This is a genomic window from Citrobacter sp. MGH103 (assembly GCF_001034475.2).
GTDB lineage: Bacteria > Pseudomonadota > Gammaproteobacteria > Enterobacterales > Enterobacteriaceae > Citrobacter > Citrobacter freundii.
On the sequence record NZ_CP073043.1, the window covers coordinates 3,691,954 to 3,706,902 of the forward strand.

12 protein-coding genes are annotated in these 14,949 nt (G+C 52.9%); 6 read left to right on the plus strand and 6 right to left on the minus strand.

What is annotated here, in order from left to right; all coding sequences use genetic code 11:
* Positions 1-269: 269 nt before the first annotated feature.
* Positions 270-1,427 carry a D-alanyl-D-alanine-carboxypeptidase/endopeptidase AmpH gene (gene ampH / locus SK33_RS17885; protein WP_003021428.1) on the plus strand — a complete coding sequence of 386 codons (1,158 nt, stop codon included), beginning with the start codon at positions 270-272 and terminating at the stop codon, positions 1,425-1,427.
* Between the two features lies 1 nt (position 1,428).
* On the opposite strand, the gene iprA is transcribed toward ampH, so the two are convergent.
* Together iprA and ehaB are read right to left on the minus strand one after the other, a co-directional pair.
* Complete coding sequence (gene iprA / locus SK33_RS17890; protein ID WP_003847633.1) at positions 1,429-2,052, minus strand: hydrogen peroxide resistance inhibitor IprA; 624 nt, start codon at positions 2,050-2,052, stop codon at positions 1,429-1,431.
* A gap of 89 nt (positions 2,053-2,141) precedes the next feature.
* On the minus strand, positions 2,142-5,066 hold the full coding sequence (gene ehaB, locus SK33_RS17895) for an autotransporter adhesin EhaB (RefSeq protein ID WP_048219516.1): 2,925 nt from the start codon (positions 5,064-5,066) through the stop codon (positions 2,142-2,144).
* Positions 5,067-5,574: 508 nt separating this feature from the next.
* Here ehaB and hemB point away from each other — a divergent pair.
* Positions 5,575-6,549 carry a porphobilinogen synthase gene (gene hemB, locus SK33_RS17900; protein ID WP_003021420.1) on the plus strand — a complete coding sequence of 325 codons (975 nt, stop codon included), beginning with the start codon at positions 5,575-5,577 and terminating at the stop codon, positions 6,547-6,549.
* Between the two features lie 59 nt (positions 6,550-6,608).
* Here the strand turns inward: hemB and tauD are convergent, their stop codons facing one another.
* From tauD to tauA, 4 genes are read right to left on the minus strand one after another with little or no spacing between them, the layout of a single operon-like run.
* Complete coding sequence (gene tauD, locus SK33_RS17905) at positions 6,609-7,457, minus strand: taurine dioxygenase (RefSeq protein ID WP_003021417.1); 849 nt, start codon at positions 7,455-7,457, stop codon at positions 6,609-6,611.
* Positions 7,454-8,284, minus strand: a complete 831-nt coding sequence (gene tauC, locus SK33_RS17910; protein WP_048219518.1) for a taurine ABC transporter permease TauC — start codon at positions 8,282-8,284, stop codon at positions 7,454-7,456. Before tauC ends, tauD begins: the two co-directional genes overlap by 4 nt.
* Complete coding sequence (gene tauB, locus SK33_RS17915; protein ID WP_003838608.1) at positions 8,281-9,048, minus strand: taurine ABC transporter ATP-binding subunit; 768 nt, start codon at positions 9,046-9,048, stop codon at positions 8,281-8,283. Before tauB ends, tauC begins: the two co-directional genes overlap by 4 nt.
* Positions 9,049-9,062: 14 nt before the next feature.
* Positions 9,063-10,025, minus strand: a complete 963-nt coding sequence (tauA, locus tag SK33_RS17920) for a taurine ABC transporter substrate-binding protein (protein ID WP_003021410.1) — start codon at positions 10,023-10,025, stop codon at positions 9,063-9,065.
* A gap of 335 nt (positions 10,026-10,360) precedes the next feature.
* On the opposite strand from tauA, the gene SK33_RS17925 reads away from it, so the two are divergent.
* The 4 genes from SK33_RS17925 to SK33_RS17940 all read left to right on the plus strand — a co-directional run bounded on the left by SK33_RS17925 (position 10,361) and on the right by SK33_RS17940 (position 14,949).
* On the plus strand, positions 10,361-10,990 hold the full coding sequence (locus tag SK33_RS17925) for a response regulator transcription factor (RefSeq protein ID WP_003021406.1): 630 nt from the start codon (positions 10,361-10,363) through the stop codon (positions 10,988-10,990).
* Positions 10,990-12,531: an MASE1 domain-containing sensor histidine kinase gene (locus SK33_RS17930; RefSeq protein WP_048219519.1), complete on the plus strand. Its 1,542-nt coding sequence runs from the start codon at positions 10,990-10,992 to the stop codon at positions 12,529-12,531. The genes SK33_RS17925 and SK33_RS17930 overlap by 1 nt, the downstream gene beginning before the upstream one ends.
* Before the next feature lie 85 nt (positions 12,532-12,616).
* Positions 12,617-13,921 carry an MFS transporter family glucose-6-phosphate receptor UhpC gene (gene uhpC, locus SK33_RS17935; RefSeq protein ID WP_003021400.1) on the plus strand — a complete coding sequence of 435 codons (1,305 nt, stop codon included), beginning with the start codon at positions 12,617-12,619 and terminating at the stop codon, positions 13,919-13,921.
* Entirely contained in the window at positions 13,918-14,949 is a 1,032-nt protein-coding gene (locus SK33_RS17940) for an ABC transporter substrate-binding protein (RefSeq protein WP_003021397.1), read from the plus strand. The genes uhpC and SK33_RS17940 overlap by 4 nt, the downstream gene beginning before the upstream one ends.

The window sequence follows — 14,949 nt, forward strand, 5'->3', positions numbered from 1 at the left end:
CCAAAACCGAGGCACTTAGTTCGCACCTCGGTTATGAAGAATTGTTTCTGTGGTTTTCACACTCGACAACGTTCCAGTATGTGCAGATTATCACAGCGTGAGATCACAAAAGCGAACATCCGCAATCCAGGAAACTCCTACGTTTACTCATCGTTACGTTTTTCCCACTATCATTGGTTGATAAGCGCTTTGCAATACGCCGATGAGTAGTATAAATACGCATACGCACGACATCCTTTTTCACTTTCTCTAACTCATGGACACCACCGTTGAAACGTAGTCTGCTTTTTTCTGCCGCGCTGTGTGCGGCGTCATTGACATCAGTCCAGGCGGCACAGCCTATAACCGATCCGGTTTTCGCCTCCGATATCGTCGATCGTTATGCCGACCATATATTTTACGGCAGTGGTGCTACGGGGATGGCGCTCGTGGTGATTGATGGTAATCAGCGCGTATTTCGCAGCTTTGGCGAAACGCGTCCCGGTAACAACGTCCATCCACAGCTTGATTCCGTGATTCGAATTGCCTCAATCACTAAATTAATGACCAGCGAAATGCTGGTGAAATTGCTCGATCAGGGCACGGTCAAACTCAACGATCCATTGAGTAAATATGCACCTCCAGGTGCACGCGTGCCGACTTATCAGGGCACGCCGATTACGCTGGTGAATCTGGCGACGCATACCAGCGCGCTGCCGCGCGAGCAGCCTGGCGGCGCGGCAAAGCGCCCGGTGTTTGTCTGGCCAACCCGCGAGCAGCGCTGGAGCTATCTCTCTACTGCCACGTTGAAAGCCGCACCGGGTTCACAGGCATCTTATTCCAACCTGGCGTTTGACCTGCTGGCCGATGCGCTGGGAGCGGCCTCTGGTAAGCCTTATCCGCAGCTGTTTGAAGAAAAAATCACCCGTCCGCTGGGGATGAAAGACACCACCTTTACCCCGTCCCCCGATCAATGCCGACGCCTGATGGTCGCGGAAAAAGGCGCCAGCCCCTGTAACAATACGCTGGCGGCAATGGGCAGCGGCGGTGTCTATTCTACGCCCGGCGATATGATGCGCTGGATGCAGCAGTATCTCTCTTCTGACTTTTATCATCGTAGCCAGCAGGCCGACCGGATGCAGACGCTGATTTATCAGCGTACGCAGTTAACTAAAGTGGTGGGAATGGATGTTCCAGGCAGAGCCGATGCGCTTGGTTTGGGCTGGGTCTACATGGCGCCGAAGAATGGCCGACCGGGAATTATTCAAAAAACCGGCGGCGGTGGTGGTTTCATCACCTATATGGCGATGATCCCACAACAAAACGTCGGGGCGTTTATCGTGGTGACCCGTTCTCCGCTAACCCGTTTTACCAATATGAGTGACGGTATCAACGATCTGGTTGCAGAGTTGAGCGGGAACAAACCGCAGGTTATTCCCGCATCCTGAGTTAATACTCAAAAGGCAAACGGTTAATGCTCACCAGTTTGCCTTTATTCATTTCAATGTAACCACCTTTACGCAAAGCCGCGAGAACCTCAGCGACAACCGAGCGGGAAATTCGCGTGCGTTGGTGAATATAGTTCATGACGCCGATACGCGAACGCAGTACGTCGTCCCATTTCATCATGGATATCAGCGTCGCGCGAATCTGATCGTAGGAGTTATTGCCGATCAACTGCAGATCTCGCAATTCAAGCATGGAATTTTGCCATGCCAACCAACAAAAAGCTTCACGCCAAAGCTGGCACTCTTCAATTATATTAATTGTTTGTGAGGCAGGTAGATGGTATCCCGTACAATCGCTTTCCGTGATTAATCTGTATTGTATATCTGTTTTCATCACGCCATCTGAAAGCCCCATAATAAATGGCGCCTGTGCAATACCGACCAGCACATTCTCCCCTCGCCTCAGGGAAATTACACCATTTAAAATGATAAAGGTATCGTCACTGTTTATATCACTGGAATAAATTATTTCTTTATCGTTATCACACTCAAAGTGTTTGCCATATTTCGACAAACATTTATCAAGCTTACCAAATTCCACAAGCGGTTTATTTGCAGACAACATCTGAGCATTCCTTGCAATAAATGCCCGTCAAATCCGTGACGGGCATTTTTCTGAGTTAGATTATCTTTTCTTTAACAACGAGAGATGTCTTACCAAGTATATTTAACGCCAACATTTGCAGACCAGTCTTGATCTACATCACCACCACCGAGGTAGTTAGCATCGGTGTAGGCGCTGAAGTTTTTGGTAAAGCTGAACTGAGTACCCAATCCAACACGTACCGCAGAACCTTCTACACCGTTGTCGATAGAATCGCCGTTTACGTCAGAATCGTTGTTAGAGTCGTCGTAAACGTAGGCCAGTTTGAAGTACGGGGTCAGCGCCTGATCTTCGCTGTAGGCGAAGGTATAACCTGCATCTACACCGAGTTCATAGCGCATGCTGTCATAAGACTGACCGTCAACTTTCATGTCGTTGCTCAGCTTATAATCATCACCAGACTGGAACAGACCGGATACGCTGCCGTATGGCGTTACGTAGCCTGCGTCACCCAGCTTCAGGTCATAACCCAGTTTCAAGCCAAAGCCCCAGGCATCAGAAGAGGTGCTGCCATCAACATACTGACCATTGCTCATGTTAGCAGACAGATCGTTGTTAAAGTGGGAGTAGCTTAAGTTACCGTCAACAAAGATGTTGTTGTCAAAGCGAGCAGAAGAGTAGATGTAGGCAGTCTGGCTATCCTGATCCACCTGACCGGTACGGTCGCTCATATCACCTTTCGCGAAGCCTGCTGCAGCACCGACAATCCACTTAGCGTTGTTACCATCAATTTTGGAATCAACACCAACCATGATGCCGTTAACATCCTGATCGTAGTTAATGGTGCCGTTATCTGCATCGAAGCTACCACCGAAGTAGCTTACCCATGCACCACCGTTATCAACCAGACCATGACGTGCGTTAGTCAGACGAGTACCAACGGTGTCTTGTTCCAGGTTCCAGATATTGGTGTTAGCAGACGGGATGCTCAGCGCCATGTTCGCGTAGTCTGTCAGTTCCATCTGCTGCAGAACAACGGTGTTACCCTGCTGCTGTGCCTGATAGGTGTAAGCACCGAGGTCAGCTTTGTTGGCTGCAGAGAAGGTCGCGTTGCTGTTCTTGTCGTTAACGTAGATCAGCTCGTTACCTTTGTAATCAGCAACAGAGCCTGCGCCGGTCGCGTTGTCGATACGCACTTTATAGTTACCGGTTGCTGCCGCGACATGGTCACCGTAGTTATCAACTTCAGACTGATCGCCTGAGGTGTCGGAATCGCCGTTACCGTTGATAGTCAGATGACCATCAGAGTTCATCGCGATCACGCCATAACCGTAGTTAGCCTGGGTCGTATCGTTGGTACGATCGTTGGTCAGGTCAGCATTCAGTACATAGTTAGTGCTGTTGATGTCGAAAACACCCGCATTAACATGGTTGTAAGCGTCGGTGTAGCTGGTCAGATTCAGCGTATCAACCTGCAGTGCATCACCTGTGCTGTTACCCACATCCAGAACACCGTTGTTGGTAACGTTGATGGTGTTGGCATACAGTGCAGCACTTCCTACACTCCAGCCAGCAGCAACATCATCAGCAATTGTGACGGTACTGTTATCAATAGACAGGGTATCAGTCGCAACATGACCATCTTCGTTGATGTTCAGTGCAGAACCACCGGTCAGGCCAATAGTGTCGGAGATCAGGGTAGAATCACCCACGTTGACGACGGAACCGCTGTTGATGCTCAGGGTATCAATCAGAGACGTTTTGGTGGTATCCCACTGTGAAGCGCCGTTCAGCGTGACGTTGAACAGACCGCTCTGGTAAACAGCGTTGCCAACCACATGACCATTTTCGTCATAAGAGGTCGTGTCGCTATCAATACCGTAGGTTGAATTTGGCCACAGGCTGTTGGCAGCGATGTCGATCAGCGTTGCAGTGGCTTCAGTACCTGCAGCATAGCTATCGTAAACGCCGTCACCATCAACATCAACCTGATGTACGGACATGGCCGCGCCAACCCACTTACTGCCGTTGTTCAGAGTCAGATCCAGACGGTCAGTACCATCCCATCCGTTGGTATCCAGATCGGCATCGGTATCACGGTAAGTATCTGCGCCGTTCGGGAAGAAGTTCTCGTCAAAGTTGCTGGAGAACAGCACATCGCCCATCAGCGTAGCGTTATCAAACGTGGCAGTGGTCTGCATCGCGTTATCAGCATTCGGATGAGCAATAACCGCTAATGCGACATCATTAGCGTTCCAGCCGTTACCGTTGTAGTCGCTCGCATTGCTGGTGTTGCCAAACCAACCGGAGGTACCTTCATCAGACCATGAGCCAGAGGTCAAGGTAGAATCGGTAACAACAATGGTGTTGTTAAACACTTCGCCGCTATTTACGCCAGTGCTGACGGTATTATCGTCAATATCTTCCCACTCATAACCCTGAGTCAGCGTAATACCCGCAACGTGAGAGTTGTTGGAGATAGACAGATCAACTTCTTGATCCAGCGTGATAGCCGTCCCCAGGTTATAAACGTCGACAACGTGCGTGTCAGCCGCGTCATTATACGTACCGTTGTAGGTATAATGTTCGTAGTTGTCATCAATCGTTGAGTTGATAACGTTCATCGCCAGGCGATCGTAGTAGTAGTCGGTACCTGTACGGTTAGAACAATCCGTGGTCATACATTCGGATGTCACCATACCATGAATGGTACTGTTTTTAATCGTCAGGCTGTTGTTATTGGTGTTAGTAGACAGCCCATCATCCAGATAATAAGTAGAAATAACGCCGTTGACAGTAGCGTTATTGATTACCGGATAAATATCACCGTTATAAATACTATCGGTGTCGTAATTGTTCCACCCGACATATCCATCGTAATAGACGCCATCAGCATAAGATACATCATTATAATGGGTAAACGTTGTGTAGGCGGTCCCAGAGATATCAGTAGAAGCATTCGCCTGAGAAGTGATTGCCAAAGTGCAGGCTAATGCTAATTGTGATACTACAAGTTTCTTTTTCCAAATGTGCATTTGTCATCCCTCCTCAGGGACGTAATATAGTTGATCCATCAATTATCAATGCAAAGAAAACATTTTATGTTTCGCAGGGACGATTATGCGGTTTCATTAAGGAAAGGTTCAATTATTCTTTGCCCGTTGTCCGAAACCGGACAACGTAATAAATTCAAGCCACGCCATTTAAGAAATATAAAAACCAATAGTTTCAATCAATTAAAAGAGAGCCAACATTCAAAGCATATAATTCACTAATGAATCAGAACGCAAACAAATAAATAGACAATAAATAAACACAATCTATACACCACGCTATAAAAGCAAACGCATAGATATTTAAAATAATAAAAAAACAATAAACAAAATAATGAATATGAATAAATTGCTATGCTTGTGAATAAATTGCGCTAATGATTCATCCCTTCGTTACAGGAAATCCAGATATAACGCCAACTTTCGTAAACCACACGCCCTCAGGTTCGGGTATACTACGGCCTTCGATTCCACAAACATCAGGCATACCATGACAGACCTAATCCAACGCCCTCGCCGCCTGCGCAAATCTCCCGCGCTGCGCGCTATGTTTGAAGAGACAACACTCAGCTTAAATGACCTGGTGTTGCCGATCTTTGTTGAAGAAGAACTCGACGATTACAAAGCTATCGACGCCATGCCAGGCGTGATGCGTATTCCAGAGAAGCACCTGGCGCGCGAAATTGAACGCATTGCTAATGCTGGCATCCGCTCGGTGATGACTTTCGGCATTTCCCACCATACGGATGACACCGGTAGCGATGCCTGGAAAGAAGACGGCCTGGTGGCGCGCATGTCGCGTATCTGCAAACAGACCGTGCCGGAAATGATCGTCATGTCCGACACCTGCTTCTGCGAATACACCTCACACGGCCACTGCGGCGTGTTATGCGATCACGGCGTGGATAACGATTTAACCCTTACCAACCTCGGCAAGCAAGCGGTGGTTGCCGCCGCAGCGGGTGCGGACTTCATCGCGCCTTCCGCCGCAATGGATGGTCAGGTACAGGCGATTCGCCAGGCGCTGGACGCCGCGGGCTTCACCGATACCGCTATCATGTCCTACTCCACTAAGTTTGCCTCATCTTTTTACGGCCCATTCCGTGAAGCCGCGGGCACCGCGCTGAAAGGCGATCGTAAAACCTATCAGATGAACCCGATGAACCGTCGGGAAGCGATTCGCGAATCGCTGCTGGATGAAGCCCAAGGCGCAGACTGCCTGATGGTCAAACCGGCTGGCGCGTACCTCGATATTCTGCGCGATATCCGCGAACGCACCGAGCTGCCGATTGGCGCTTATCAGGTCAGCGGTGAATACGCGATGATCAAATTCGCGGCGCTGGCGGGGGCTATAGATGAAGAGAAAGTGGTGCTGGAAAGCTTAGGGTCGATCAAACGCGCTGGCGCGGATCTGATCTTCAGCTACTTCGCACTGGATCTGGCTGAGAAAAAAATTCTGCGTTAATAACGCCTAACCGGGCCTACAGATCGTAGGCCCGGCAAGTGAAGCGTCTCCGGTAATCATCACGCCCGATAAAATGGCTTATCTCCCAGAATCGTTGCCCGATGCATAATGCGCCGCTGCGGCAGATAATCCGCATTCGCATAATGCTGCGTCACGCGATTATCCCAAATCGCCACATCGTTGGGCTGCCAGCGCCAGCGCACCTGAAACTCCGGTTTGGTGATATGCGCGAACAAAAAGCTCAGTAACGCCTCGCTCTCTTTTTCCGTGACATCGACAATTCGTGTGGTAAATCCTTCATTCACGAACAGCGCCTGCTTCCCGCTCACCGGATGCGTGCGTACCACTGGATGCAGCAACGGTGGATGTTTAGCGACGGCCTCCAGCCAGCGCAGGTGCTCCTCTGGGGTCTTGCGATATTTATATTCCTGAAATGATTTACGGAAATCATGCTCTGCCCGCAGGCCACTCAGCAACTGACGGAACGGCTCAGACAATGCTTCATAAGCGGCAATCCCACTAGTCCACAAGGTGTCGCCCCCGGTTGATGGCAGCTCTTTCGCCGCTAAAATCGCCCCGGCAGGCGGCGTGTCGATAAAGGTGACATCGGTGTGCCAGTTGTCGTTATCCGGCGGATTATCGTTATGGGTATCCAGCACGATAATTTCTTCTACTCCTTCGGCATGCGGATAGACCGGGTGAATATGCAGATCGCCAAAACGCAGCGCCAGCGCCCGCTGTTGTTGCGGCGTAATCACCTGCTCGCGCAGAAACACCACCTGGTGGCGCAATACCGCGTGATAAAGCTGTTCAAACTGATTATCGCTCAGCGGACGCGCCAAATCCGCGCCGGAAATTTGTGCGCCAATATACGGCCCCAGCGGGGTTATGCTCAGACGTTCACTCATTGTACTTCTCCATGCCAGGGCGTCAGGCGGCGCTGAAGCGCGCGCAGACCCAGTTCTAAAATAAACGCGATAACGGCAATCACCGCGATCCCCGCCAGCACTACATCCGTTGCCAGAAACTCACCGGCAGACTGGACCATAAATCCTAAGCCTCGCGTGGCGGCAATCAGCTCTGCCGCCACCAGCGTCGACCAGCCCACCCCAAGTCCGATACGTAATCCGGTGAGGATCTCAGGTAATGCCCCCGGCAAAATAACAAACCACAGCACCTGCGCACGGCTGGCTCCCAGCGATTGCGCGGCGCGCACTCTCACCTGCTGCGCACTTTTCACTCCCGCCAGCGCCGACATCGCTACAGGGGCGAAAATCGCCAGATAGATAAGCAAGATCTTGGAGGTTTCGCCAATGCCAAACCAAATGACCATCAGCGGCAGATAGGCCAGGGGCGGAACCGGACGATACAGCTCAATGATCGGATCGAGAATGCCGCGCATCGTCGGACTCAGCCCCATAGCGATTCCAACCGGAACGCCCAGCAGCACCGCCGCCAGCAGCGCGATAACAATACGTGTCAGACTCGCCGCCAGATGCTGCCACAGGGTGGCATCCATAAATCCCTGCGGACCGGCAATAACGATCAGCTTTTGTAAAACCTGTCCCGGTGGCGGTAAAAACAGCGAACTGACTAACTGCAGCGCCGCCACCGTCCACCACAACGCCAAAATGACGGCCAACGTACCAAGGCTTAAGGTAATCTGCCGCGAGAACGGCCAGCGCCAGTTGAGCGCGCGCTGGCGACGGGGTTTATCATTAATCACCACGCTCATGAAAATGCCTCCCGTTGCTCAAAGACTCGACCTAACACGTACTCGCGCATGGCGATAAACTGCGGATCGGACTTAATGCTGCGACTCGACTCTCCAGCCACAAAGCGACGGGCGAAATTCAGCGGCAGACGCTCCAGTACCCGGCCTGGGCCTGGCGACAGCAATACCAGCTCTGTCGCCATAAACACTGCTTCTTCAATATCGTGCGTAATCAACAGCACCTGTTTGCCAGTCTCATGCCACAGCTTCAGCAGCAGGGTTTGCATCTGCTCACGAGTAAAGGCGTCGAGCGCGCCAAAAGGTTCATCCAGCAACAACAACTGAGGATTGGCCGCCAGCGCCCGCGCAATGCCGACGCGCTGCCGCTGTCCGCCGGAAAGCTGCCAGATAAAGCGTTTGCCCGCGTCCTCCAGCCCGACTTTCTGCAACATCTCCAGGGCAATACGCTGACGCTGTGGTTTATCCACCCCCGCCAGCTGCAGACCAAAAGCCACGTTGTCCTGCACGTTACGCCAGGGCAGCAGACCTTCATTCTGGAATACGACCCCGCGATCTGCCCCCGGACCGTCAACCCTGTTACCCGCCAGCGTGATGCTGCCATGCTGATACGGCACAAATCCGGCAATCAGATTTAACAATGTGGTTTTCCCGCAACCGGAAGGTCCGAGTACCACCAGCAGCTCACCGCTATCGAGCGTCAGGTTGATATCCTCCAGCGCCGGTTTTCCACCGTAGCTGGCGGCAAGATGAGAGATTTGCAGCATCAGCGCCTCCTTATTTATTGCACGAAGCGATCGGTCACGTACTGGCTGTAATCCGTCGCGACAGCGGGGACTTTGCCCTGCTCTTTGAGGAACTGCGCGGTGTCGATAATGGCTTTGTTCACCGGTCCGGTCAGTTCGGCAGTCTGCTGTTGCGGCGTCAGGTAAGTGTTACCTTTCACCAGTCCCGGCACATCCGCTTCCGGCACGCCGCTTAAACGCGACAATTTGCTGATATTCTCAGGCTGCTTCAGCCACTCATCGGGATTAGCGATATAAGGTTGCTGCGCATCGATAGCGCTTTTGGCAAAGGCTTTCACCACCTCAGGATGCTTCTCGGCAAAATCTTTGCGTACCACCCACACGTCCAGCGTCGGTGCGCCCCACTCACCAACCTGCGATGAGTCGGTTAACACCTTGCCGTCTTTTTCCAGCGCATTGACCGCAGGAGCCCAGACGTACGCGCCGTCAATGTCCCCGCGCTGCCATGCGGCAATAATCGCAGGTGGTTGCAGGTTCACAATCTCCACCTGACCGGGTTTAATCCCCCAGTGTTTCAACGCCGCCAGCAGGCTGTAATGGGTGGTGGAGATAAACGGCACCGCAATGCGTTTGCCAATCAAATCTTCCGGTTTACTGATGTTTTTCTTCACCACTAGTGCCTCGGAGTTACCAAGCTTTGACGCCAGCAGAAAAACTTCAATGGGTACTTGCTGACTGGCGGCGACCGCCAGCGGGCTGGAGCCAAGATTACCGATCTGCACGTCGCCGGAGGCTAGCGCCCGGACGATGCTCGCGCCGCTGTCGAATTTGCGCCAGTCAACGGTAGCGCCGCTCTCTTTGGCAAAAGTATTATCCGCCTGCGCCACTTTGGCGGGTTCGGCGGAGGTCTGATAAGCGACGGTGACGTTCACCGCCTGCGCCTGAAATGCGATGAATGCCAGTGCACCGAGAAGTGCGTTACGCGATGAAATAGCCATGATTGTCTGCTCCCCTGTCTTGTTATGGAGGCAGTATTTCGTTGCGGCACAATTTGATAAAGGAATTAAAAATTCTGGCTAAGAACAAAGCGTTTTTAGAAAAAAAGCGGCAATAGTTAGCGATTTTGCTCATTACAGATGGAATTCGTAGGCCTGATAAGCGCAGCGCCATCAGGCACTGTTGCCGGATGGCGGCGCAAGCGCCTTATCCGGCCTACAACACCCGGCAAATTATTGCGATTTTGTTACATTCGTTACATAACTACACTTGGATGATTGCCAGCGCGGCGCTGACCGGCATCATAGACGCCATTATCAGGCAAGAGAGTAAAATCATGATTCATGTTGTGCTGGTGGATGACCATGTGGTGGTGCGTTCCGGCTTTGCGCAATTACTCAGTCTCGAAGACGATCTCAACGTTACCGGTCAGTACAGCAGCGCAGCGGAGGCCTGGCCTGCACTTCTGCATGATGACGTCAACGTTGCGGTGATGGATATCGCCATGCCGGATGAAAATGGTCTGAGCCTGTTAAAACGACTGCGGGCACAGAAGCCCGGTTTTCGCGCCATCATTCTCAGCATCTATGACTCACCCACGTTTGTGCAAAGTGCGCTGGATGCCGGCGCCAGTGGCTACCTGACCAAACGCTGCGGACCAGAGGAGCTGGTGCAGGCGGTACGATCGGTCGGTATGGGCGGGCATTACCTGTGCGCCGATGCGCTGCGGGCGCTACGCGGCGGCGAACAGCCCGCGCAGGTACTGGAAGTACTGACCCCACGCGAGCGCGAAGTGTTTGAGCTGTTGGTCAAAGGCGACAGCGTAAAAGAGATCGCCTTCAAGCTCGACCTCAGCCACAAGACGGTACACGTTCATCGGGCGAACGTGCTGGGCAAACTGCAATGCCACAGCACCATCGATCTGGTGCATTTTGCCCTCGACCACCAGCTATTAACGGGGCATTAATGTCGCGTAGCCTTCGGCATTGGGTTATTTCTCTGTTTATTCTGCTGGCCTGGGGATCGGGCTGGTTGATGCTGTGGACGCTGGGGTTTTACCTGACCCACAACGGCCAGCAGGCGGCGCTGTTCCTGCCACACGGCGTCTATCTCGCGCTGCTCATCCTGCTTTCTCGCCGTTACTGGCCCGCGCTGGTATTGCCGCCGGTGCTGATGTTGTTCTGGCTGCACAGTGAGCAATTATTGAATGGCTATATCCTGCTGGCTGCGCCGTTAATTAGCCTGATTCCGGCGAGCATCGGCCAGTCATACTGGCACCGTTTCCCCCTTTACTGGCAGCGCTTAACGCTGCTGCTGGCCGCGGTGACGCTCACCTCATTGCTCAATACCGCCCTGCTTTCACCGTTTATCCAAAGTCCGGCAACGTTAATTGGCCTGGCGTCGTTTACCGGCGGCGTGCTGCTGACGCCGTTTGTCTATCTGATCTATGAATTTTTGCGCCAGCAGCACCGCTATCATTTGCTCGGGCTGGATACCACCAATCCCCCGCTGCGCACCTCGCTTATCATCTGGTGCAGCCTGTTTTTTATTATTGGCATCGGCACCCAGATGGTGTTGTCGCCGGAGATCGAGCGCCTGTTGCTGATCGTGGTGTTTTTACCGAACGTGGTGATGGCGTGGAAATTTGGCTGGCAGGGCGGCGTGTTGTCCGGATTGCTCGGCAGTATGATGATCACCATCGCCCGGCAAATCGGCGTCGGGTTCAGTAATTTACTGGAGCTGGAGATTTTCCTCGCCACCCAGGCGCTGCTCGGCATAGGGCTGGGGATCGCCATCAGCCGCCAGCAGCATCTGGCGCAAAACCTGCACCATTATCGCCAGCGTCTGGAAACTGAACTGGCGGCGCGTCGCACGCTGACCGAACAGCTGATCCGCACCGAAGAAAACACGCGCAAAAGCCTGGCGCGGGAACTGCACGACGAAATTGGTCAGAACATCACCGCCATTCAAATTCAATCACAACTGGTCAAACGCGCACCGGGTCGCGAGCAAACGCTTGAAGCGGCAAATCAGATCAACGACCTGGCCCGGCGTATTCACCACTCCACCCGCCAGCTGCTGCGCCAGCTGCGTCCACCCGCGCTCGATGAACTGTCTTTTAAAGATGCACTACATCATCTGGTGAATGAATTTGCTTTTGCTGAACGGGGCATTCGCTGTCGCTTTGATTATCAGCTAGAGAATACGCCAGAAAACGAAACGGTGCGCTTCACGCTGTATCGCCTGTTGCAGGAGTTACTCAATAACGTCTGTAAACATGCCGATGCCAGCGATGTGTCGATTACGCTGCGCCAGCAGGAACATAGCTTGTTTCTGGACGTCGCTGACAATGGCGTGGGTATTCTGCCAGAAAAAATTCCCGGTTTCGGTATCCAGGGAATGCGTGAGCGGGTCAGCGCCCTTGGCGGTGAACTGACGCTCGAATCAAGCAACGGCACACGGGTAATTGTTAACCTGCCCACAAATTTGCAACAAATCAGCCGCTAACCAGGAAAAAGTCTTAGCCACTCTGGACTTTCTCTCATCCTCTTTTGCTTTCACTTTCCTATAGTCAGCACAAACGGAGACAGCCATGCATACACGCTCAGCCAGCGAAACAGATCAACAATACCGGGCGCTACGCCCCCGACTGCTGATGTGTATGGTCATTGGCTATGCCGCGTTTTATCTGACGCGCAAAAGCGTTAACTACGTCCTCCCGGCGCTACAAACGGACCTCGGTCTGGATAAAGGCGATATCGGCCTGCTGGGGTCGCTGTTTTACCTGACCTATGGCCTGTCGAAATTTACCGCCGGACTGTGGCACGACAGCCACGGACAACGCGCATTTATGGGCATTGGCCTTTTCGCCACCGGTGTTTTGAATGTGCTGTTCGCCTTTGGTGAATCGCTGACGCTGCTGCTGGTGGTCTGGACGCTGAACGGGTTTTTCCAGGGTTGGGGCTGGCCGCCCTGCGCCCGACTACTGACCCACTGGTACTCGCGCAACGAACGCGGATTCTGGTGGGGCTGCTGGAATATGTCGATCAACATTGGTGGGGCAGTTATCCCGCTGATTAGCGCCTTTGCCGCCCACTGGTGGGGCTGGCAGGCAGCGATGCTGGCACCGGGGATTATCAGCATGGCGTTAGGCATTTGGCTCACTCTGCAACTGAAAGGCACGCCCCGGGAAGAGGGATTACCGACGGTTGGGGAATGGCGGCATGACCCGCTGGAGCTGCGTCAGGAACAGCAAAGTCCGCCGATGGGGCTGTGGCAAATGTTACGTACCACCATGCTGAAAAACCCGATGATCTGGCTGCTCGGCGTGTCGTATGTATTGGTCTATTTGATCCGCATTGCGCTCAACGACTGGGGCAACATCTGGCTGACGGAAAGCCACGGCGTGAATCTGCTCAGCGCCAATGCCACGGTGATGCTGTTTGAAGTTGGCGGTTTGCTGGGGGCGCTGTTTGCCGGATGGGGATCGGATCTGCTGTTCAGCGGTCAGCGTGCGCCGATGATTTTGCTGTTCACGCTGGGGCTGATGGTCTCCGTCGCCGCGCTGTGGCTGGCGCCGGTGCACCACTACGCGCTACTGGCAATGTGTTTCTTTACGGTGGGCTTTTTTGTGTTTGGCCCACAGATGCTGATTGGCCTCGCGGCAGTGGAGTGCGGACACAAAGCGGCAGCAGGTTCAATTACCGGTTTTCTCGGGCTGTTCGCCTATCTGGGGGCCGCGCTGGCGGGTTGGCCGCTGTCGCTGGTCATAGAACACTACGGCTGGTCGGGAATGTTCAGTTTGCTCTCGGTCGCCGCTGTCTTTATGGGTTTATTGCTGATGCCACTGCTCATTGCAGGCATTACCCCTTCTCTCAGTCAAAGGATAAAACAATGAAACTGACGCTTACCTCTACACTAATTGCCTCCGCTCTGACGCTGGCAGCCTTCAGCAATGCAGCTCAGGCGCAGGGCCGTCTGGTGGTGTATTGCAGCGCCACTAACGAGATGTGCGAAACCGAAACCAAAGCCTTCGGTGAAAAATATGATGTGAAAACCTCATTCATTCGCAACGGCTCGGGCAGTACGCTGGCGAAAGTGGATGCCGAGAAGAAAAATCCGCAGGCGGATGTCTGGTACGGCGGTACGCTGGATCCGCAGTCCCAGGCCGGGGAAATGGGCCTGCTGCAGCCGTATAAATCACCCAATCTCGAACAGATCATGGAGAAATTCCGCGATCCCGCGAAGGTGAAAGGCAATCTCTCCTCGGCGGTTTACGTCGGTATTCTGGGCTTTGGCGTCAATACCCAGCGCCTGAAAGAGAAAAACCTGCCGGTGCCAAAATGCTGGAAGGATCTGACCAAACCGGAATACAAAGGTGAAATCCAGATTGCTGACCCGCAAAGCTCCGGTACCGCCTATACCGCGCTGGCGACTTTTGCCCAGCTGTGGGGTGAAGATCAGGCCTTTGACTACCTGAAACAGCTCAACGCCAACGTCTCTCAATACACTAAATCAGGCATTGCCCCAGCGCGTAACGCCGCCCGTGGCGAAACGGCGATTGGCATTGGCTTCCTGCACGACTACTCGCTGGAAAAAGAACAGGGCGCACCGCTGGAGCTAATTTCACCGTGCGAAGGTACTGGCTATGAGATCGGCGGCGTTAGCATTCTGAAAGGCGCGCGCAACCTCGATAACGCCAAACTGTTCGTTGACTGGGTACTGTCAAAAGATGCCCAGGAACTGGCGTGGAAGAAAGGTAAGTCCTATCAGATCCTGACCAACACCACCGCCGAGACGTCTCCTAACTCGCTGAAGCTCGACGACCTGAAACTTATCAATTACGACATGGATAAGTACGGCTCGACCGACGTGCGTAAAGCGTTGATCAATAAGTGGGTCAGCGAAGTGAAGATGGGTAAATAA